At 65.4% G+C, this 22046-nt stretch carries 15 protein-coding genes; 10 read left to right on the top strand and 5 right to left on the bottom strand.

What is annotated here, in order from left to right:
- From VHL31_RS14830 to VHL31_RS14820, 3 genes are all read right to left on the bottom strand, one after another.
- Positions 1-330, bottom strand: a complete 330-nt coding sequence (locus VHL31_RS14830) for a hypothetical protein (protein WP_329661998.1) — start codon at positions 328-330, stop codon at positions 1-3.
- A 154-nt stretch (positions 331-484) separates the two neighbouring features.
- The gene (locus VHL31_RS14825; protein ID WP_329661997.1) at positions 485-748 is read right to left on the bottom strand and encodes a hypothetical protein; all 264 of its coding nucleotides are present in this window, start codon (positions 746-748) and stop codon (positions 485-487) included.
- Between the two features lie 86 nt (positions 749-834).
- Positions 835-1638, bottom strand: coding sequence for a TerB family tellurite resistance protein (locus VHL31_RS14820; protein WP_329661996.1), 804 nt, complete (start codon positions 1636-1638; stop codon positions 835-837).
- Positions 1639-1741: 103 nt separating this feature from the next.
- Between VHL31_RS14820 and VHL31_RS14815 the strand changes: the two genes are divergently transcribed.
- The 10 genes from VHL31_RS14815 to VHL31_RS14770 all read left to right on the top strand — a co-directional run bounded on the left by VHL31_RS14815 (position 1742) and on the right by VHL31_RS14770 (position 21229).
- Entirely contained in the window at positions 1742-5368 is a 3627-nt protein-coding gene (locus VHL31_RS14815) for a hydantoinase B/oxoprolinase family protein (RefSeq protein ID WP_329661995.1), read from the top strand.
- Positions 5365-7173 carry a DNA helicase RecQ gene (gene recQ, locus VHL31_RS14810; protein WP_329661994.1) on the top strand — a complete coding sequence of 603 codons (1809 nt, stop codon included), beginning with the start codon at positions 5365-5367 and terminating at the stop codon, positions 7171-7173. Before VHL31_RS14815 ends, recQ begins: the two co-directional genes overlap by 4 nt.
- 63 nt (positions 7174-7236) lie before the next feature.
- Positions 7237-7395, top strand: a complete 159-nt coding sequence (locus VHL31_RS14805; RefSeq protein ID WP_329661993.1) for a hypothetical protein — start codon at positions 7237-7239, stop codon at positions 7393-7395.
- A gap of 138 nt (positions 7396-7533) precedes the next feature.
- Positions 7534-8325 carry an NAD(P)-binding domain-containing protein gene (locus VHL31_RS14800; RefSeq protein ID WP_329661992.1) on the top strand — a complete coding sequence of 264 codons (792 nt, stop codon included), beginning with the start codon at positions 7534-7536 and terminating at the stop codon, positions 8323-8325.
- Between the two features lie 66 nt (positions 8326-8391).
- A complete protein-coding gene (locus VHL31_RS14795) occupies positions 8392-9882 on the top strand; it encodes an amidase (RefSeq protein WP_329661991.1) in 1491 nt (496 codons plus the stop codon).
- 44 nt (positions 9883-9926) lie between these two features.
- Complete coding sequence (locus VHL31_RS14790) at positions 9927-11441, top strand: malonyl-CoA synthase (protein ID WP_329661990.1); 1515 nt, start codon at positions 9927-9929, stop codon at positions 11439-11441.
- Between the two features lie 436 nt (positions 11442-11877).
- Positions 11878-13347, top strand: coding sequence for an alpha/beta hydrolase (locus tag VHL31_RS14785; RefSeq protein ID WP_329662032.1), 1470 nt, complete (start codon positions 11878-11880; stop codon positions 13345-13347).
- 797 nt (positions 13348-14144) lie between these two features.
- A complete protein-coding gene (locus VHL31_RS14780) occupies positions 14145-15809 on the top strand; it encodes a hypothetical protein (RefSeq protein WP_329661989.1) in 1665 nt (554 codons plus the stop codon).
- Between the two features lie 16 nt (positions 15810-15825).
- Positions 15826-16701, top strand: coding sequence for a calcium-binding protein (locus tag VHL31_RS14775; RefSeq protein ID WP_329661988.1), 876 nt, complete (start codon positions 15826-15828; stop codon positions 16699-16701).
- A gap of 70 nt (positions 16702-16771) precedes the next feature.
- Complete coding sequence (locus VHL31_RS14770; protein ID WP_329661987.1) at positions 16772-21229, top strand: calcium-binding protein; 4458 nt, start codon at positions 16772-16774, stop codon at positions 21227-21229.
- Between the two features lie 15 nt (positions 21230-21244).
- Here VHL31_RS14770 and VHL31_RS14765 read toward each other — a convergent pair whose 3' ends face one another.
- Both VHL31_RS14765 and VHL31_RS26975 read right to left on the bottom strand, forming a co-directional pair.
- On the bottom strand, positions 21245-21547 hold the full coding sequence (locus tag VHL31_RS14765) for a hypothetical protein (protein ID WP_329661986.1): 303 nt from the start codon (positions 21545-21547) through the stop codon (positions 21245-21247).
- Between the two features lie 366 nt (positions 21548-21913).
- On the bottom strand, positions 21914-22033 hold the full coding sequence (locus VHL31_RS26975) for a transposase (protein ID WP_414653740.1): 120 nt from the start codon (positions 22031-22033) through the stop codon (positions 21914-21916).
- Between the last annotated feature and the right edge of the window lie 13 nt (positions 22034-22046).

Genomic DNA, 22046 nt, shown 5'->3' with positions numbered 1-22046 from the left:
TCAGAGCTTCTCGCGCACTCCCCGCAGCACCGCGTCGAGGAACACTTGGTTCGGCTTGCGACCAAAGGCGATCGTCGTCACCGGCTTCCATTTGCGCCCGATCAGCCGGTACTGATGCTCGCCATACATTTGCCAATCCAGGTCCGGCCGCTGGGCGCGGCAGCGCTCCACGTCAATGACCTGCTCGAACAGTGACCGGCTGGCACGAAACGTCGCGAAATTGTTCTGGTCCGTGATGAACAACGGCCTTGTCCGCGCCTGCTTGCACTCGGCGGTGACTGTTTCGACCACGTTCGCCAACGCCTCGCCACGCATCCCAAGCACGGTCACGAGGACGATCTTGGATGCAGCCGGCTTGCCAGCCGGCGCAGGCGGAGGCTTGGGAGCCTCGGCAACCGTCGAGCTACGCTCGGCTGGCGGCGGCGGTGGCGGCGCAGTCGTAACCGACTGCCGCCGCCATGGCAGCATCGGCCAGCCGGACACCTCAGCTTCCCCGAATAACATCGTTGATCAGCCGGCCCGTACGCCGCGCCAAGTCCATCGCATCTGTGCGAGCGAGTTCGGTGCCGACCACGCGCCTGGAGCCGTCTTCCATCTCGACCACGACCCGGAAGCGTACGTCTTCTTCGCCAAGCAGCCCCGCCAGTTCCTCCAGTAGGACCGCCCGAACCATACTGGCACGCACGGCCTCGCCACTGGGCAGAACTGCCAGCAAACTGGCGTTCGTTGGCTGGCATGTCGTGGTCATCGGAGGGAATTCTGCCGACATGCACCGCAACCGCTCAGGATCATCCCGATGCAAGGCAATGCCGCAGTTGCGCTTGCACCACAAGCCTAACGCCGGAGGCCACGCTCCGAGGCGACCTGGTCATAGGCCGCGTTAATGGCAGCCAGACGCTGGTTGGCCTTGTCGACGAACTCCTGCGGAAGGCCCCGTGCGACCAGACGGTCCGGGTGATGCTCCCTCACCAGGGCCAGCCAAGCCTGCTTGACCTGTTCGTCGGCTGCCGATCGTGTCAGCCCCAGCACCGCATATTGGTCAACTCCAGTCCCGCCGGGCCTGGACCGACGCGTTTGCCAGGTGAACATGTAGCGGGCGGAAATGGTATCGAACTGGAAGGGGCCGAACCCGAAGATCGATCCGACCTCCCGCAGGAAGCGCAGCTCGTTCTCGTCGACGGCGCCATCGGCGATGGCGACCTCGAAAAGCCCGCACAGCAGTTCCTCCAGCACCACGCGCTCCGTGCCGAAGACCGCCGCCACCTGCCGTGCCGAAGCTTCGAAGCCTTCCGGGCTCTGCTTGGCCTCGTTATAGATTGCAGCGACGCTGCCGACATCGTCGTCCGAAATGTCGAAGATTCGGCGAAACGCCTGGATCTCGTCCATGTTCACCCGGCCGTCGACCTTGGCCAGCTTGGCCGCAAGGACGATGATGGCCGTCGAGAAGGCGACGCGCCTGGTATCCAGCAGCGAATCGAGATCGATGGGCTCCTGGCCGCTGGACCGGATGCGCCGCTCCCTGACCTCGGTCCGCCATTGGTCAAACGCGTGCCCGGCGATCCCGCCCAGCAGCGCTCCGATCCACTGCCCTATTGCGAAACCCAACGCAGCACCAATCAGCTTCCCCCAGACCGCCATCGCTTCCCGCTTCTGGCCGATGTCAGTGCCCAGATAGGCAAGGCATGACCGTTCGTCTATCCAGCCGTCACGTCCGACCAGCGTGCGGCTTTGGAGACAGGCATTGGATGAGCGCCTCTGGCAGTTCTGGATCGATCGCGGTGGCACCTTCACCGACGTCGTGGGAAGAGCACCCGATGGGCGCCTGCATATTCACAAGGTGCTGAGCGAGAACCCGGAGCGCTACCAGGATGCAGCGCTGCAGGGGATCAGGGACCTGCTTGGCCTGGGGCCCGACCAGACGCTGCCGTCCAGGCAAATCGGCGCGATCAAGATGGGTACGACCGTCGCTACCAATGCACTGCTGGAGCGCAAGGGCGTGCCTGTGGTGCTGGCGGTTACCCGCGGCCTGCGGGACGTGCTGAGGATCGGCTACCAGGCTCGTCCCGACATCTTCGCCCGACAGATCGTCTTGCCGGAGCAGCTCTACCGGGATGTGGTCGAGATCGATGAACGGCTCCGGACGGACGGTTCGATCGAGCAGGCGCTGGACGAGCAGGGCGCGCGGCAGGCGCTCCAGGATGCCTTCGGGCGGGGCTACCGCGCGATCGCGATCGTGCTGATGCACGCGTACCTCCACCCGGAGCACGAGCAGAAGCTGGCGGACATCGCCAGGGAGGTCGGGTTCACGCAGATCTCGGTGAGCCACGAGGTCAGCCCGCTGATGAAGATCGTCGGGCGCGGCGATACCACGGTGGTCGATGCGTACCTGTCCCCGATCCTCATGGACTATGTGCAGCGGGTGGCATCGCAGACCGGCGAAACGCGGCTGATGTTCATGCAGTCCAACGGCGGCCTGGTCGACGCCCACCGCTTCCAGGGCAAGGACGCGATCCTGTCCGGCCCGGCAGGTGGGATCGTGGGTGCCGTGGTGACGGGAGAACTGGCTGGCTTCAACAAGCTGCTCGGGTTCGACATGGGCGGCACGTCCACCGACGTGACCCATTATGCCGGCCAATACGAGCGCGTCTTCGACACCGAGGTTGCCGGGGTCCGGATCCGGGCGCCGATGATGCACATCCACACCGTGGCGGCCGGCGGCGGCTCGATCATCGTGTTCGACGGGGCGAAGTTCCGGGTGGGCCCCGAAAGCGCCGGTGCCAACCCCGGCCCTGCCTGCTATCGCCGCGGCGGGCCGCTGACGGTCACCGACGCCAACGTCATGGTCGGCAAGGTCCATCCGGCATTCTTCCCCCACGTGTTTGGGTCCGGCGGGGACCAGTCGCTCGACGCGGACATCGTGCACGCAAAGTTCACGGCCCTCGCGGACCAAGTCAGGAACCAGACGGGCGTGGATCGGACGCCCGAGGAGATCGCGTACGGCGCGCTTGCCATCGCCGACGACAACATGGCGAACGCCATCAAGAAGATTTCGATCCAGCGGGGTTATGATGTCGGCGGCTACACGCTGAACTGCTTTGGTGGTGCAGGTGCGCAGCATGCCTGCCGGGTCGCCGATCTCCTGGGCGTCTCGTCGGTTCTGATCCACCCCTTCGCTTCGGTCCTGTCGGCCTACGGGATCGGGCTTGCGGACGTGCGCGTCATCAAGCAGCGCTCGATCGAGCAGCCGCTGAGCACGGCGACGCTGGCAGCGCTCGACCTGGCACGGGAAGAGCTGGCAGCCGACGTGCTGACCGACCTGGCGGCGCAGAACGTCGATACGGCCACGGCGACGGTCGAGAGCCGGGTGCACCTGCGCTATACCGGAACCGATGCCGCTTTGGACGTGCCGCAGGCCGACCTCCAGAGCATGGTAGCGGGCTTCGAGCGAGAGCATCGGGCGCGCTACGGCTTTGTGGTCGAGGGAAGAGAACTGGTCGTCGAGCAGCTCGTGGTCGAGGGAATCGGCCACATGGAGCAGATCGACGAGCCGGAGCAGGAGATCGTGCCTCGCGGCCCTGACGAGGCCCTGATGCCCGTGCGGACCGTCCGGCTGTTCACGGCCGAGGCGCCGCATGCACCAGCTCGCGCGTTCGAGGCGGAACTGTATGCCCGCGAGGCCATGCGCGTGGGCGACCGGGTGCTTGGCCCTGCGCTTGTGGTGACGTCGACGACGACCGTCGTGGTGGAGCCCGGCTGGGACCTGGCCGTCACGGCACGCTCGCATCTGGTACTGCGCCGCGTCGTGCCGTTGGCCAGGCAGGCGGCGGTCGGTACCGATTCCGATCCGATCATGCTCGAGATCTTCAACAACCTCTTCATGACCATCGCCGAGCAGATGGGCTTCACCCTCCAGAACACGGCCTACTCGGTGAACGTCAAGGAGCGCCTGGACTTCTCCTGTGCCCTGTTCGATGCGGATGGCGGGCTGATCGCGAATGCGCCGCACATGCCGGTGCATCTGGGCTCCATGGGCGAATCGGTCCAGACGATCCTGCGGCTGCGTAGGCAGGAGATGGGACCGGGCGACGTCTATGCGCTGAACAACCCCTACAACGGCGGGACGCATCTGCCGGACGTCACCGTGGTGATGCCGATCTTCGACAAGGCCGGCCGGCTCCTGTTCTTCACGGCGTCGCGGGCGCACCACGCCGATGTCGGCGGCATCACGCCGGGCTCCATGCCGCCGGACAGCACCCATATTGATCAGGAAGGTGTGCTGTTCGACAACGTGCAGATCGTGGCGAAGGGACGCTTCCTGGACGAGGAGGTGCGGGCCGTGTTCGCGAGGGGCGAATGGCCGGTGCGCAACATGACCCAGTCGGTGGCCGATCTCCTGGCGCAGGTCGCGTCCTGCCAGCGAGGCGCCAATGAACTGGAAGCCATGGTTGAGCAGTTCGGGCTCGACGTGGTGCGCGCCTACATGGGTCATGTGCAGGACAATGCCGAGGAGAGCGTCCGGCGTGTCCTGGACGTGCTGAAGGATGGCCAGTTCCGCTACGAGCACGACAACGGCACGGCGGTCGAGGTCCGAATCACGATCGACAAGGACGCCCGCACCGCCCATGTCGACTTCACCGGCACGAGCCCGCAGCAGCCGAACAATTTCAACGCGCCGGCCGCGGTGACCCGTGCGGCCGTCCTCTACGTCTTCCGGACGCTGGTGGACGAGAACATCCCTATGAACGAGGGTTGCCTGAAGCCGATCCGGATCACGATTCCCGAAGGGACGATCGTCAACGCGAAGTACCCGGCGGCCGTCTGCGCAGGCAATGTCGAAACCAGCCAGTGGGTCACCGATTCGCTCTACGGAGCGCTGGGCGTGATGGCGGCGGCTCAAGGCACCATGAACAACTTCACGTACGGGAATGCCACCTACCAGTACTACGAGACGATCTGCGGTGGATCGGGAGCGGGCCCTGGCTTCAAGGGCACGGCCGCCGTGCACACTCATATGACCAACTCGCGGCTGACCGACCCGGAGGTGCTGGAGCATCGCTACCCGGTCCTGCTGGAGAGCCATCGCATCAACCGCGGCTCAGGCGGCAAGGGGCGCTGGAACGGCGGCGACGGCACGATCCGCCGGACGCGCTTCCTGAAACCGATGACCGCAGCCATCCTCTCGAACCACCGCCGCGTCCCGCCGTTCGGAATGGATGGTGGCGAGCCGGGCTCGGTCGGGGACCAGTGGATCGAGCACCCGGATGGCCGGATCGAGAAGCTCAAGGCGGCGGACAAGCGGGAGGTTCAGGCCGGGGACATCTTCGTGATCCAGACACCGGCCGGCGGCGGGTTCGGAAAGCTTTCGTGACGGGATCCGCCGACCCGCTCGAGGTCCTTCGCGATGTCTTCGGCTACGATCGCTTCCGCGGCGCGCAGGAAGCGATCGTCCGCCATGTCGTCGAGGGCGGCGACGCGCTGGTCCTGATGCCGACCGGCGGCGGCAAGTCGCTATGTTACCAGGTGCCGGCCTTGTGCCTGAGTGGGCTCACCTTGGTGATCTCGCCGCTCGTGGCGCTCATGCGCGACCAGGTGGAAGCGTTGCGGCAGCTGGGGGTGAAAGCAGCCGCCCTCCATTCGGGTGTAGCATTACCGGAGCGGCGGCTGCTGGAACGCCAGCTCGACCAGGGGGAGATCCGACTTCTCTATGTGGCGCCGGAGCGGTTTCAGGCGGATGGCTTCCTCGACCGGCTCGAGCGCTGGTGTCCCGTCCTGTTCGCCATCGACGAGGCGCACTGCGTCAGCCAGTGGGGGCATGACTTTCGCCCCGACTACCTGGCGCTGTCGGTCCTGCACCGCCGCTTCCCCGATGTGCCCAGGATCGCGCTCACCGCGACCGCCGACCGGCGCACGGAGCAGGAGATCATCGAGCGGCTGTACCTTCACGACGGCCAGGTGTTCCGCGCCAGCTTCGACCGGCCGAACATCCACCTGACCGTCACCGTCAAGGACAACCCGAAGCGCCAGCTGCTGGACATGATCCGGCTGCACCATCAGGGCCAGAGCGGCATCGTCTACTGTCAGTCCCGCGCCAAGGTCGACGATCTCGCGGCCTGGCTCAGCGGGCAGGGGATACCGGCCACCTCGTATCATGCCGGGCTGGAAAGCGACGAGCGGTCCCGGCGTCAGGACCGCTTCCTGGCCGAGGACGGGCTCGTCATGGTCGCGACGATCGCGTTCGGGATGGGGATCGACAAGCCGGACGTCCGCTTCGTCGGCCATGTCGACCTGCCGAAGAGCTTCGAAGCCTACTACCAGGAGATCGGGCGCGCCGGTCGCGACGGCGACCCTGCCCATGCCTGGATGGCCTACGGCATGGACGACGTCGCCCGGACGTTCGCGCAGATCCGGAACGGCGACGGCGACGACGACAAGAAGCGCAGCGACCGGCACAAGCTGGCCAGCTTGCTCGCCTATGCCGAAACGACCCGGTGCCGCCGACAGGTGCTGCTGGCCTATTTTGGCGAAGAACTGCCAGTTCCTTGCGGCAACTGCGATACCTGCATGGTTCCGGTTGCCAGCTATGATGGTACGGAGCATGCGCAGATGGCGCTGTCCGCCATCTTCCGGACCGGGCAACGGTTCGGTGCTGGCCACGTCATCGACGTGCTCGTGGGCAATCGGACGGAGCGGGTCGACCAGTTGCAGCACGACAGGCTGCCGACCTTCGGCGTCGGCAAGGGCATCAGCACCGCCAGGTGGCGATCGATCCTTCGTCAGCTGGCTGCCCTCGAACTGGTTGTGGTCGACGTGGATGGCCACGGAGGGTTGCACCTGTCGGAAACGGTGCGGCCCGTTCTGCGTGGCGAGCAGCGGATCTCGCTGCGGGTCGACCCAGGGCGCGCCAAGGCAAGCCGCGACCAGCCGCGCGACGATCAGCAACTGACGGGTCCCGGGCAGGACTTGTTCGCGGCATTGAGGCGCTGGCGGCTCGCCGAGGCACGGGCGCAGGGCGTGCCACCCTATGTGATCTTCCATGATGCGACGCTCGCCGCCATTGCTCGTGGCAGACCGGCGACTCTTGGAGAGCTGGCGGCCGTGCCCGGCGTGGGTGCCACCAAGCTGGAGCGCTACGGCAGCATGGTGCTGGATATGCTTGGAGAAACCGTCAGGTGAACCCTGGCCATCTCGCGGCAAGGATGCCAGTTTGAGACTGGATGCACTAAAAGGAGTTGGAGCATGCGCGTCCTTGCCTTGGTGATCACCGGCCTCCTCTTCTCGGCGGCGGCGCTACCTGCGGCCGCCCAATGCCCCTATAAGGATCAGGTCGCTCAGTCCCAGATCCACAAGGCGCCTGGCGCCGATAAGGGTTCGGCGGCCAGCCAGAGCCGCGGCTGAAGCCGTTGCTGCTGTGAACTGCATGGGCCGGCGTTCTGCCGGCCTTCTTTTTGGGTCCGCATTGTCGCAGCGACCGTCCTGCGCCTTTCGGTGCTCCGGCGTGATCCGTAGCTGTATCACGAGCATGGGGAGAGGCAGGTGAAGTTGGCAGTGGGCCTCATGGGCAATGCCCATGGCATCGGCGCCAAGCTCGCATCGGCGGACCTGGATGTCGTGGCACGCCGTGACGTGCCGGGCGAACCGGCGCCCCCGGCTGATGCGCGCGTCGTCCAGGGCGAGCGCAGCTTCTTCGATCAGCTTGAGTTTCCGCGCCGGATCGTGCTCGACCTGCCGGCGGGACCACTGGTCGACGACGTTCTGGAGGCCGTCTACCAGTGGCTGGAGCCGGGCGACGTCGTGATCGACGTCACCGGCAGCTATTGGGTGGACACGTTGCGCCGGTTCCGACGCATGAGGCATCGGTCGATCTACCATGTCGACATGGCCTTCATCGGATCGATGAACGCCGAGCGTCTGCTCGTCGCAGGCGACGCCGAGGGCGTGGAACTCGCCGTCCCGGTGCTGCACAAGCTGGTCCCGCAGGACCGGCTGGTCCGCTGCGGCCATGCTGGTACGGCCCATTACGCCCAGGGTCTCGGTGATTCGGTCGCTGCCGTGGCAAGCCAGGCCCGAGGCGAACTCCGGCAGATGCTGGAGGCACTGCCCCTGGAGATCGACGTGAGTGGCGTGCTGAACGCGCTCATTCCCGAGCGAGCGCCGGTAGACGGTCGAGCCGCCTGGGTGCTCGATGACGCCATCCGCCTGGAGGCCGCCATTCCGCTTCTGGCCCAGGCCGTGATGCTCGACCGCGTCGAGCAGCTGGAGCAGCATATCACGCCGCATGCACTGCCTCGCGTCGGACCTTATCAGCCTCCTGACGAAATCCTCTGACGTTTCCGGTTGCCTGAGCCGCCTGCACGGTGCCACTCGTGGTCCAAGCAAGAAGCGAGGAGCACCATGAGCAGCCTGTCCGACGAACTCGCCTATGCCGACGTCACCGACATCGCCGGCCGGATTCGGCGCAAGAAACTGTCGCCAGTCGAGGTGGTCGATGCTTTTCTCGAGCGGATCGACGCACGCAACCCGTCGATCACGGCGCTGACCTTCGTCGACCACGAAGGAGCTCGCGCGGAGGCCAAGGCGGCCGAGCAGAAGCTGATGCAGGGCGGCGAACTCGGGCCATTGTTCGGCGTTCCAGGCATCCTCAAAGACCTGTTCGACTTCAAGCCGGGCTGGCCAGCAACGGCTGGTGGTGTGCGCGCTCTCAAGGACTTTCGCCCGGACCTCAACTGTGTCTTCTCCGAGCGGGTGCAACAGGCCGGCGCGATCCTCCTTGGCAAGGGCAACAGCCCGACCTTCGGCTTCCGTGGAACCTGCGACAACTACCTGTTCGGGCCGTCCCGCAACCCGTTCAACACGAAGCACAACACGGGGGGATCCTCGGGCGGCAGCGCCGGCGCGGTAGCGGACGGGCTGGTGCCGTTTGCGGAGGGGACGGATGGCGGCGGCTCGATCCGTATCCCGGCGTCGTGGTGCGGCGTGTTCGGCTACAAGCAATCCTGGGGACGCGTGCCCACGATCACCCGGCCCAACGCGTTCGGCGGCAACACGCCCTTCATCTTCGAAGGGCCGCTCACGCGAAGCGTGGCCGATGCGGCCTTGGTGCTCACGGCCATCAACGGGCCGGACGATCGCGACCCGTTCAGCTTGCCGGAGAAGGTCGATTTCATCGGTGCCACCTCCGGATCGATCAAGGGCATGCGGATCGCCTGGAGCCCTGACCTTGATGTGTTCCCGGTTGACCCGAAGGTCGCCGAGGTGGTGGCACAGGCTGTGAAGGTCTTCGAGGAGGCTGGTGCCATCGTCGAGCCGGTGAAGCTCGGCATCAAGCGGTCCCACTATCAGCTGGCCGAACTTTGGTGCCGGCTCATCCTGCCGTTGAACATCGGTGCGTTGGAGGCATTCAAGGCGAATGGCCTGGACCTGATGCGCGATCATGCCGACGACTTTCCGCCTGCCCTCCGCAACTGGATCGAGCGGGGCTACCAGCTCAGCGCGGTGGACATCGAGCGCGACCAGGTGATGCGCACGGAGATCTTCGATGCCATCCACGCTGTGATGGCGACGCATGATTTCCTGATCAGCCCGACGCTGGCGTGCTTGGCTGTCGAGAATGCGGATGACGGCGACACCATGGGCCCTGCGGAGATCAACGGGGAGCAGGTGGAGCGGCTGATCGGCTGGTGCATGACCTATTTCATCAACTTCACAGGCCATCCAGCGGCCTCTCTGCCGGCGGGGCTCGCGGCCAACGGCCTGCCGGTGGGTCTGCAGATTGTGGGCAGGCGGCATGCCGATGCGGATCTCCTCGCGGCCTGTGCAACCTTCGAGCGGCTCAGGCCCTGGAAGGACAGCTATCGAATCCCGGCGGGCCGCAAGCTCGGTTGAACCTTCGAGCGGCCGGTCCAGGGTTGGACGGAGACAGTCATCGTATGAGCAATCATCTCTTCGGCCATTTCCTGGACCGTATGCCAAGCAGGGACCGGGTCCTCCTGCACACCGCTGACGGTCCGGCCATGACCTATGGCGGGATGCTCGATCTCAGCGGGCGCATCGCGAACCTGCTGCTGGCGCAAGGGGTGGAGCCGGGCGACCGGGTCGCCGTCCAAACCGAGAAGACCATCGAGGCGCTGATGATCTATCTCGCCTGCGTCCGCGCGGGTGCGGTATACCTGCCACTGAACACGGCCTACACCGACCATGAGGTATCCTACTTCCTGGGCGATGCGGAGCCGAAGCTCGTGGTGCTCGATCCCGTGCGGGTGGAGACTCTTGCATCGGCCGTGTACGAGACCGGTGCCAGCCTGCTGACCCTCGGGGAGGAGGGAAAGGGCAGCCTGATGCTTGGCTCGAAGGAGCAGGTGACCCAGTTCGAGGATGTAGCACGGGAGCCGGACGACCTTGCGGCCATCCTCTATACCTCGGGCACGACCGGCCGCTCCAAAGGCGCCATGCTGACGCACGAGAACCTCGCATCGAGCGCGCGGGTGCTTGTCGACTACTGGCATTTCTCCCAGGACGACGTGCTGATCCACGCCTTGCCGATCTTTCATACGCACGGGCTGTTCGTCGCGACCAACACTGTGCTCATGGCAGGCGCATCAATGATTTTCCTGCCGTGCTTCGATGCGGACGAGGTGCTGCGGATGATGGAGCGCGGCACCGTGCTGATGGGCGTGCCCACCTTCTATACACGCCTTCTGCAGCAGCCGGATCTCACGCGGCAAGCGACGGCTGGCATGCGCCTGTTCGTCTCCGGCTCGGCACCGTTGCGCGCGGAAACCCATGCCGCATTCGCCGAGAGGACCGGCCATGCCATCCTCGAGCGCTACGGCATGACCGAGACCAACATGAACACGTCCAATCCCTATGACGGTCCGCGCATCGCCGGCACCGTAGGCTTGCCATTGCCCGGCGTGGAACTGCGGGTCGTGGATGCCGAAACCGGTGCGGGGTTGCCCGATGGCCAGATAGGGATGATCGAGGTGCGGGGCCCCAACGTCTTCAAGGGCTACTGGCGCATGCCCGAGAAGACCGCCTCCGAGTTCCGTGAGGACGGATTCTTCATCACCGGCGACCTCGGCCGGCTCGACGAGCGCGGCTACCTGCACATCGTCGGCCGCGGGAAGGACTTGGTCATCTCTGGTGGCTACAATGTCTACCCGAAGGAAATCGAGACTGAACTCGACCAGCTGGCGTGGGTCTCCGAAAGCGCAGTGATCGGCGTCCGCCACCCGGACTTCGGCGAAGCCGTGGTGGCGGTGGTGGTGCCGAGCGCGGGTGCCACGCCCGATGAAGCTGCCACAATCGATGCGCTGGCCGAGCGGCTGGCACGCTACAAGCTACCCAAGCGGGTCTGCTTCGTGGACGAGTTGCCGCGCAACAGCATGGGCAAGGTCCAGAAGAACGTCTTGCGCGAGCGGTTCGCCAGCCTGCTGGACGGGTGACGCGGCGTTCGACGAGGCTGGTGCCAGACATGCGCGGCTGCGACCGGCGAACCGGTTCCCCGCAGTTGCGCATGCGGACGCTGTCGTGCGGCCGGCATGCCTTACAAGGCCACAGGGATTCTCACCTCCTGGGGTGACGCCTGCGCGCAAGCTGGCGAGGGCAACAGTGAGATGGGCTGGGGGACCAGCGCCGGCCGGCGGCGGCTGCCATTTGCCGACTGCGATTCTGCAGGTTGAGGGCCCAGCTTAGCCGGCGCAGGTGAGTAAGTTCTCAAGATGCGATCGCGCCACATGATGATTAGGCACGCGATCGTCACTGTGAAACCGAACACCCTTCAGCCGAGGCATAGTCGGGCGGCGCTTCGGTAGAATAAACCCAGCAGTAGATGTATCTCGAAACCCTGGCCAGTCTGTCCGGTTACGGCCGCGCGTGACCATGCGGAACGGCTGCTGCCCCGGGCTTCAATGGGAGCCGACGGGACGGCTCGATCGACCTTGCAGGTTCGCGCTCGCCACGACGTTCCATCCTCCCGAGCGGACCCTCCCATCCTGTCCGCTTCCTCCGGATCAAAGGGCCATCGCGATGTTCGGCACTTCCCGCACCCCACGAAGCGTCTGGACGAAGGTGCCGTCGCTCGGCATCAGCATGCACGCGCGAACCTGGCGCGGCAGCATGGAGGGCCATGGCAAGGCACCAATCGTGCTGGTTCATGGCCTAGGGCTCTCCAGCCGATACATGGTCCCTTTGGGACGCAGGCTGGCGCTTGGCTATGACGTGCTCGCACCGGACCTGCCGGGCTTTGGCAGCAGCCCCCCTCCGGCCGGTGCGTCCTGGCCGGCGGGACCGGATGTGCGCGAACAGGCGGACCATCTGCTGGCCTGGATGGACGCATGCGGGATCCAGCGTGCCGTCCTTTTCGGAAACTCGGTCGGTGTCCAGGTCGTGGTCGACGTGGCGGTGCGGTTCCCCGAGCGCGTCGAGCGGCTGATCCTGACCGGCCCTACGCCGGATCCGCGCTACCGGACGCCTGCGCGCCAGTATCCCCTCGTCGTCATGAACATGCCGTTCGAGTTGCCCTCGCTCAATCCGATCATGCAGGCGGATTACGCGTCGGCAGGCATTCCGCGCATGATCCAACAGTTGCGCCGCACGGTGGGTGATCCGATCGAGACAAGGCTGCCCGATGTGCAGGCGCCGGCCCTGGTGGTGCGCGGCGAGCATGACATGACCTTATCGCAGGAGTGGGCGGAGGAGTTCACGCGGCTCCTGCCGAACGGCAGGCTCGTCGTCGTCGAGGGTGCCGCGCACAACGTGCACTATTCTGCGGCACAGATCACGGCGCGGCTGGTTCATTCCTTCCTGCAGGGACAATTGGACTGGCCGTTGCCGGCCCCGGCGGACGGCACCGTTGTCCCTGCCTCCGATGCCCGTCACGATCCCCTCGCTCCGACCAAGCCGATCTCGACGCTGGCCCACGGCGTGCTGGACTATCTGACTGCAGCATTCTGCCTGACGGTGCCGCGCGCGATGGGGTGGGGCCCGCGTACGGAGAAGCTGCTTGCCATGAACGGGCTCATGGCCACGAGCTACAGCCTTTTCACCGACTACGAGCTTGGGGCCGCGCGCAAGCTTCCGATGACGGTCCACCTCAACATGGACGCCGGCAGCGGCGTTAACTTGTTGCTGGCGGCAGCGACGACGCTGCGGGGCGAACCGGCGGCTGGACGAGTGGCCGTGGCGGCGCTTGGCCTCTTCCACCTTTTCGCCGCATCGGCGACGCAGGTGCCAATGGGGCCGGCGCGGCTGGTGCCGGTCGGTGGACAGCCCGTCCTCGGCCAGACAGGGGCAGATCAGGAAGCGGCGCCAGTCCGGCAGGAGCGGGCGAGGGACATGGCCACGACCTGAACGGTCCTGCCCGGTCCATGGGACCGGCGTCTGCAGGTTGCAATCCGTAGAACCGCCTCGGCGAGCCCGTCGAGCCGGATAGAACTCGTATCGCGCCACCGAATGCGGCCGGCAGCCATGCATTTTGCCGTGACGGCGAAATGCATGGCTGCCGCGGGCTGATGTCGTCGTCCTGCATGCTCACTACGCCAACGATCGGCGCTGATGGCCGGGATTGCCAACGCCGCCACCGGCCGCCGTCACCCAGCGCGTCTCCGGAAACGAGCACAATGCCAGCGCAAACGTCAGCCGACGTCTTGCACCTGGAGTCGCAGTATCACCACCCATGAATATTGTTGTTCGACTTTCTGACATGTCCGCGGCGAACAGTGGTATTGCCGCGGCAAACATTTGCTGACATACAGGAACACCGTACATTGGTTCCGGAGGGTCGGCGCTAAGATGCTCTGCGCAACTTAAGAACGAATATATGGCCGAATGAATGTTGGGGGAGGAGCGGGTCTTGATCACTCGACGCCGCGAAATGTTGTTGCTTGGTGGAGGCGTGGCAGTTGCTACGCTCGTTCCGGTCGGGGCCGAACATCCGGCGGTCGCGGCAGGAGAACGTATTCCCGGGTATGACGACCGGCCGGACAATGGGAGCACTCCTCCTCTGCCGCCGAACTGGACGAAGTCAGCGCCGCCATGGCGCCGTGGACGGGGTCGAGGACGCTAGCCCGCTGGCATCAACATAGCGTGGCAACTGCGGATGCCGCTCGTCCATGATCGACGGCGGCAATTCATCTGGCGGATACGATATGATACTGACGGAGACTAGGCTGATCGGTTGTCCGGTCTATGCCTCGACCCATGCCAACATTCGCTGGCACGCCGGGCATTATTTCTCGTTCCAGGCGCCCAAGAGCGGGGTCGTCACGGGTTTCCTCTGGCAGACCCAAGGAGCGAGGCAGCACGCCGAACCTGGCGACCAGCACAGCGGTGGGAATTTCGGCTGCTATCGTGTGCGGTTCCACCGCTGCAATGACTGGACGCAGCCAAAGGGCCCGATGCTGGCGAGCGGCGTCGTGACTCCGGGGGAACTCGGCTACTATCCCGGCCGGCAGGTCGGCGGATTCGACATCCTCGATCCGTCGTCGCCCATAGCTGGCGTGCCGCGAAGCCCGGAACTGGTGGGAGGCTTGCACGTCCAGGCCTGGTTGAACCGCACCCAGGCGCTGAACGGCAAGTCCGTCTATTGCGGCACGGCCTATGTCTATATCGACGTCACCGCCGATGGTGCGCCCTGGACGGTGACGGCGGGAGAGTGGATCCTGGCCGAGGTCGTCAACTTGGCGGCCCAGCCCACTGTCAATTTCTCCTTCGATAACAATGCGTTCTCGGCGTCGGCCGCCCATCCGGGACAGGCCGTGTCAAATTCGCCGATCGACCGGCTTCTCGCAGTACGCGAGCATGTTCTCGCGACGGAGCAACCCAGCACCAACAGTAGTGCCGGCGGGGCCAGGGGCATGATTCCCTTCTACCTGCTGCGGTACGACGACGATCGCTGGTACGGGCAGCCCTGGTACTATCGCGGCCGCTTTCCAGGCGGCAGCACCGGCGGCCGCCTGTTCGACGAACATGCGACCGATCCCACTGCGCCTGCGCTCGCCACGGCCGATCGAGGTCCCGCACTGCTGCTGTACGGCGAGCGGCGCCTCCGCCAGGTCCTGACGCCGCCGGCCGACTTCCAGCGCGAGAAGATCAACGCGCTGTACCTGCACGGTTGGCGTTGGACCAGCCTCACCGGTTATGGCGAGGACAAGCGGCTGGGCGTCCGGATCCTGCGCGTGTCCACGGTGGGTGGCCGTAACCTGACGCTCGGGTTCAGGCAGATCTGGCCACCACCTCACGCCTATGGCGACGACTTGTTCCGCGTCGGCAGTGCCGGCCCGTTCAAGGCCTTTCCTGCCGGGACTTTCGCCGCTTTCGGGCAGGACGTGGTGCAAGGCAAGACCCTCAGCATCACGCCCACCAATCTCACCTCCCGGACGTCGCCAACGCTCGGTGAATTCGAGCGGGTTGTCCCATGCATTCCTTATGGACGCCTGACGATCAACCCGAGCATCGAGATCTCGGCCTCGTACCGCTATGTCATCGAGATCATGGCTGAGCCTGGCTCGGCCTATGCAATGCAGATGCAGAAGAACCCGCACCGCTACCTCAATCTGCGGCGGAAGAAGTCGGACAACACCATCGATACCAGCCAGGGCCGGGCCTTCATGCCCGATGGCACCCAGCGCCCACCGATCACGATCCCCCAGGTCTGGCCCTGCAATCCGATGTCGGTACCGACCGTCGCCGAAGACAACACCAACAACTCCGGACGATACTACAATACTTCCGGCAAACTCTACGCTCCGTCCGGTTCATGGCGCGAATTCAACGATCACATGATCCCTGTCTGTCTGATGCCTGAGCTTTGAGTGGAGAAGGTCTGTCATGAGCAGTATCGAAGGCACCCTGGGCAACGATCTTCTTGAGGCGACCTGGGGCAAGGACACAGTCCTTGCCAAAGCAGGCAACGATCAGGTTTGGGGCCTGGGTGGCGACGACGTGATCTTGCTGGATCGCGGCGATGACTTGGGCTTTGGCGGGGATGGTGACGACACGATCTATGGTGGGGATGGCAACGACTTCATCAATGGCGAAGGCGGCAACGACGCGGTCAATGGAGGTGCGGGAGACGACCGTTTGTCGGGTGGTGCCGGCAACGATGTCCTGCTCGGCCGTGACGGACAGGACGACCTACGCGGCGGCCTCGGCGACGATGAGCTTCGGGGTGGACAGGGCGACGACTATCTGGACGCCGGAGGCGGCAGCAACACGCTGTCCGGTGGCCATGGCAACGACGTCCTGCTCATCTACGGCAGCGACCAGGCTTCGGCCGGCGACGGCGACGATCTGGCAAGTTTCTATGGCTATGCCACGCTGGATGCGACCGTAGCCCTCGGCATGGGAGCCGACCGGCTCACCCTGGACGCCGCTGGCGACAGCCGGGCCTTTCCCGGTGGCGCCAAGATTCTCGTCAGTGACTTCGAGCAAGGCATCGATCGTATCGGTGGCCTGAACTTCGTCTTCACCGATGACGACGGTGCCGCCCTGGTCGATTTTGCGGCGCTGGACAGCAGCAGGGACGGCGTGATCGACGCCGAAGACGCCGGGGTGACCACCGGCGTGGACGGGCTGACGATCGACTTGGCACCGGCCCTGATCACGCTCGGGTCGGCCGGACAGCCGGACTTCCATGTCGATGCTCCGATCACCCTGGCATTCTCGGGGCTCGCCAGCCTGTCGGCTGACGATTTCATCGTCTGAGCGCATTCATCGGGGCGGCCGTCCGTTCTCGCCGCCCGAAACCTGATTGCCTATCCTGAAGGGGCATCTGATGGCCACGATTACCGGCACCACCGCTGCCGACGTGATTTCGCCGACGTCAGCCAACAGCGCACTGAGGACGACGGCGAGCGCCGATGCCGTTTATGGGCTGGCAGGCGACGATGTGCTCGACGGCGGCAGCGGCAACGACAAGCTGAACGGCAGCACCGGGATCGACACCGCCAGCTATGCATCAGCCACGAGCGGCGTCACCGTGAACTTGGCGGTCACGGTGGCGCAGGCGACCGGTGGGGCGGGCAGCGATACGCTCAGCAGTATCGAGTCGCTGACAGGGTCCGCCTTTGGCGACACGCTCAGGGGCAACACCCAGAACAATCGCCTGTCGGGCGGCAGCGGCAACGACCTGCTGGATGGTGGTGCCGGTAGCGACGTGCTCAATGGCAGCTCCGGGACGGACACGGCCAGCTATGCTTCCGCGACGGCGGCGGTGACGGTCAGCCTCGCGCTGACGGTGGCGCAGGCGACCGGCGGGTCGGGCAGCGACACGCTGATCGGGATCGAGGCGCTGACCGGCTCCAGCTTCGGCGACACCCTCAAGGGCAACACATCGTCTAATCGGCTGACCGGCGGGAGCGGCAACGACCTGCTCGAGGGTGGAGCAGGCAATGACGTGCTGGACGGAGGCGCGGAAACCGACACCGCAAGCTATGCCTCGGCGACGGCCGCCGTCAGCGTCGACTTGGGCCTGACGGGGATTCAGGTCACCGGTGGCGCCGGAAGCGACACGCTTGTTGGAATCGAAGCATTGGCTGGGTCGGGCTTTGCCGATGCGCTCAAGGGTGGAACCGCCGGTGACCGGCTCGGCGGCGCCGGAGGCAACGACCTGCTGCAGGGCGGCGGCGGCAATGATACGTTGATGGGAGACGCAGGCGACGACATCCTGGATGGCGGTGCTGGCGACGACCTCCTCGATGGCGGGATCGGGACCGATTCAGTCAGCTATGCTGGCGCAACCTTGGCCATCACGATCGATCTCGCATCGACGGCGGCGCAAGCGTTGAATACGGCCGGCAATGACACGCTGCTGAGCATCGAACGGCTGACGGGCTCCGCGTTCGACGATGTGCTGAAGGGTAGTGCCGGCGAAGAACTACTCGACGGCGGCAAGGGCAACGACCTGCTGCAGGGCAATGACGGCAATGATGGTCTTGCCGGTGGCGAGGGCGACGACACGTTGAACGGTGGAGCCGGCAACGACGTGCTCGACGGCGCGCTCGGCACCGACCACGCGACCTATGCCGCCGCCACGGCAGGTATCACCGTCGACCTGGGCCTGACCGGCGCCCAGGCGACCGGCGGAGCGGGCAGCGACACGCTGCTGAGCATCGAGCGGGTGACTGGTTCCGGCTTCAACGACGTGCTGAAGGGAGCTGCCGCCAACGACACGTTGGACGGCGGCAACGGCAATGATCTGCTGCAGGCCGGCGGCGGCAATGACATCGTGACGGGCGGCGCCGGCAACGACACGCTCGACGGGGGGCTGGGTAACGACCTCCTTGAGGGGGGCCTCGGCTCGGACACAGCTAGCTACGCGTCGGCCAGTTCGGCTGTGAAGGTCGACCTTGGCCTAGCCGGTGCGCAGGCGACCGGTGCTGCCGGCAGCGACACGCTGAAGAGCATCGAGATCGTCATCGGATCCACCTTTGACGACGTTTTGCGCGGTAACAGTGGGGTCAACAAGCTTGCCGGTGGTGCCGGCAACGACCTTCTCGATGGTGCCGCTGGCAACGACACGCTCGATGGCAGCAGCGGGATCGACACCGCCAGCTATGCAAACGCGGCATCGGGCGTGGTGGTCGACCTGGCAGTCAGCGGTGCCCAGGCGACGGGTGGAGCCGGCAACGACTCGCTGGCCAGCATCGAAGGGCTGACGGGCTCGAGCCATGCCGACACCCTGCGCGGGAATAGCGTCGCGAACCGCCTGGAAGGTGGTTCCGGCAACGACATCCTGGCAGGCGGCAACGGCAATGACGTGCTGCTCGGCGGTATTGGCGATGACACGCTCGATGGAGGCAGCGGCGACGACGAACTGGACGGGAGCACCGGTGTCGATGCAGCGAGCTATGCGAGCGCCTCGAGCGGCGTGACCGTCAGCCTGGCTTCGGTTGGGATCCAGGTGACCGGCGGAGCGGGAAGTGACCGCCTGATCGGCATCGAGCGGCTGATCGGATCCGGCTTCGATGACATCCTGGCAGGCACGTCGGGCAACGACGTGCTGGACGGCTCGGGCGGCAGCGACACGGTCAGCTATGCCGGCGCTGAAGCCGGCGTCTCCGTAAGCTTGATGATGGCAGGGTCCCAGTCCACGGTTGGCGCCGGCAACGACACGCTCATGGGGTTCGAGGGGATCCTGGGCTCGAACTTCGATGACGAGCTGGAAGGCAGTGCCGGCGACGACGTGCTGGATGGGGCCGCTGGCATCGATACGGTGTCCTATGCCGGCGCCTCGTCGGGCGTGAGCATCGATCTGAGCCTTGCGGGGACGCAGGCAACCGGTGGGGCCGGCAATGACCTGCTGGTCGGCTTCGAACGGGTGATCGGCTCGAGGTTCGACGATTCGCTGGCTGGAACGTCGGGAGACGACGTGCTGGATGGGGGGGCAGGCATCGACACGGTCAGCTACGCTGGCGCCGGGGCAGGCATCACGCTCGATCTGGACCTGAACGGGGTCCAGGCGACGGGTGGAGCTGGCAACGACATGCTCATCGGCTTCGAGCGTGTGCTAGGTTCGGACTTTGACGACCGATTTGAAAGCTCCGCCGGTGACGATGTCGTGGACGGCGGCGCGGGCCATGACACTGTCAGCTACCAGACGGCGAGTGCCGGCGTGACGGTGGATCTCAGCCGGGCCGACGCGCAGGCAACGGGTGGGTCCGGCACCGACACGCTGGTCAGGGTCGAGCGGCTGATCGGTTCGGACTTCGACGACCACCTGTCCGGGGGCAGCGGCGACAACCGGCTGGAGGGCGGAGAAGGCGATGATACCGTCAGCTATGCCACGGCCAGTGCTGCGGTGGTCGTTGACCTGTCGCTCAAGGATGCGCAGGCGACGGTTGGAGCAGGCAACGATACCCTGACCGGGATCGAGCACGTGGTTGGCTCCGGCTTCGACGATGTCCTTGGCGGGTCCGACGGAGACAATGTGCTGAACGGCGGAGCCGGCATCGATACCGTGAGCTACGCCTCGGCATCTGCCGGCGTCACGGTGGATCTGTCGATCACGGACGTTCAGGACACGATCGGTGCCGGCAACGACCGGCTGATCGCCATCGAGCGGCTGATCGGATCCGGCTTCGACGACATCCTGGCCGGCACGGGCGGTGATGACGACCTTGATGGCGGGGCCGGCGCGGACATGGTGAGCTATGCCGGTGCGTCAGGTGGTGTTGCGGTGGACCTGTCGATGGCAGGCGTCCAGTCCACCGGTGGGGCGGGCAGCGACCGCCTCGACGACATCGAGGGTCTCATCGGGTCAGACTTCGACGATGTGCTCGCCGGTACCGAGGCCAATGAGTGGTTCGATGGCTCGGGTGGCATCGACACGGTGGACTACGGGGCCGCGTCCGGTGGTGTCAGCGTGGATCTGGCCCTCGCCACGGCACAAGCCACCGGGGGTGCCGGCAGCGACACGCTGGCGGGCATCGAACGGCTGCTCGGATCCGATCATGCGGATGCGCTGAGCGGCAGTTCCGGCGATGACGTGCTGGAAGGCAGAGATGGCGATGACCAGCTCGATGGGGCGAGCGGCGATGACCTGCTGATCGGTGGCCAGGGTGATGACGATCTGGATGGCGGCGCCGGGTTCGATACCGCCAGCTTTGCCGATGAAAGCGATTCGATCCTGGTCGTCCTCGTCAATGGAGCGGGCTACGCCGCCGGCGACGGACTGAGCGGCATCGAGCGGATCGTCGGATCGTCTGCCAGCGACGAGATTTATGCTTACGATATCTTTGACGAGGGGGCGGCGGCCAGCGCTGGCGCCGTAGCATTCGCCGGCATGTCGGGTGACGACCTCCTGGTCGGTGGCCTTGCGGGTGATCAGCTCTCGGGCGGGGAAGGGGACGACACAATCCAGGGCATGGCGGGCAACGACCGTATCGAGCTCGGCCAAGGCTATGACACGGGCTTCTTCAACCTCGATTCCAGGGTCAAGGAGACCATCGGCCAGGACGTCGTCCAGGACTTCGACCGCGCGCAAGACGGCCTGTATGTCCAGGGCTACGACAGCAAGAACGTCACGGTCCACGCCTTCCAGATGTTCGCCAGGCTCGACAGCGACAAGAACGGGACCTTGAGCGGTACCGAGACGTCTGTTTATGCGCGCACGGTGGAAGGCCAGGCTTCCCTGGTCCTGGACGTCGGCAAGGCCCTCGGCTTCACGGTCGAGCAGCACACCATCACGCTGGTCGGGGTGACGACGCTGACGTCCAATAACTTCTATGGCTAGAAGGCGGATCGGCGTTTACAGAAGCGCCACCGATGGCACTTTCGCGGCGTGCTCGCGCGCCATCTCCATCGCGAACTGCTGGCGCGCCCGGAAGTCCATCGGGATGTGCCGCTTTTCGCACCAGAAGCTGAAATGCCGGGGATCCAGATGCACTTTCATCACGAGGCCGCCATACACCTGCAATTGTGCGAAGCTTGCCTCGGCATCCTCCAGCCACTGGTCATAAGCAGGAGGGAGGCGATGCCCATCTACAAATATTCTCCGTAGATCAGAGTAGGCGTCCCGCCGATACCACGGAAGTCCGATCGGTATTTCCATGAAGCGCCTCCCACATGGGCCCTGAACTTCAAGGCTGCTTATGTGGACGTCGCAGAAAGGCACCAGGAAGGCGCTAACTTACGTTAGCCGCAAGAATAAGATGCGCCTGCGTTGTCCATCTTGGCTGCCGGACTGCAGCGGCACGGAGTTGGGCACGTGGTGCATACCGACATCCTCAGCCTCAGCCCCTACGCTCGTGCCCGGCGTTACGTAAAGCGCTGAAGCCTCTGGAGACTGGCGCGAAAGCCGTGGTGCCTGGCTTGTCCGGTGAACAGGGCGGATGGTTAAGCGCCTCGGGCAGGAAGTTCCGGCCCATCACGCTGCTGGTTGGCACCGGATCGATCGATGCCGTACCCTCGATACCGTTCAGGCGGTGATCTGATCCGCTCTGCGCAGGTTCATGGCGACACAAAGCAGCCAGAGCTGGCAGCGGTTGCGGACGAGGCCACGGTAGCGCACGCGCCGGTAGAGGTAGCGCCGCTTCATGGTGCCGAAGATC

The organism is Geminicoccus sp., assembly GCF_036263595.1.
Taxonomy (GTDB): Bacteria; Pseudomonadota; Alphaproteobacteria; order Geminicoccales; family Geminicoccaceae; genus Geminicoccus.
The sequence above is the reverse complement of the archived record's forward strand: the minus strand, read 5'-3'. Positions and strand labels throughout refer to the sequence as shown.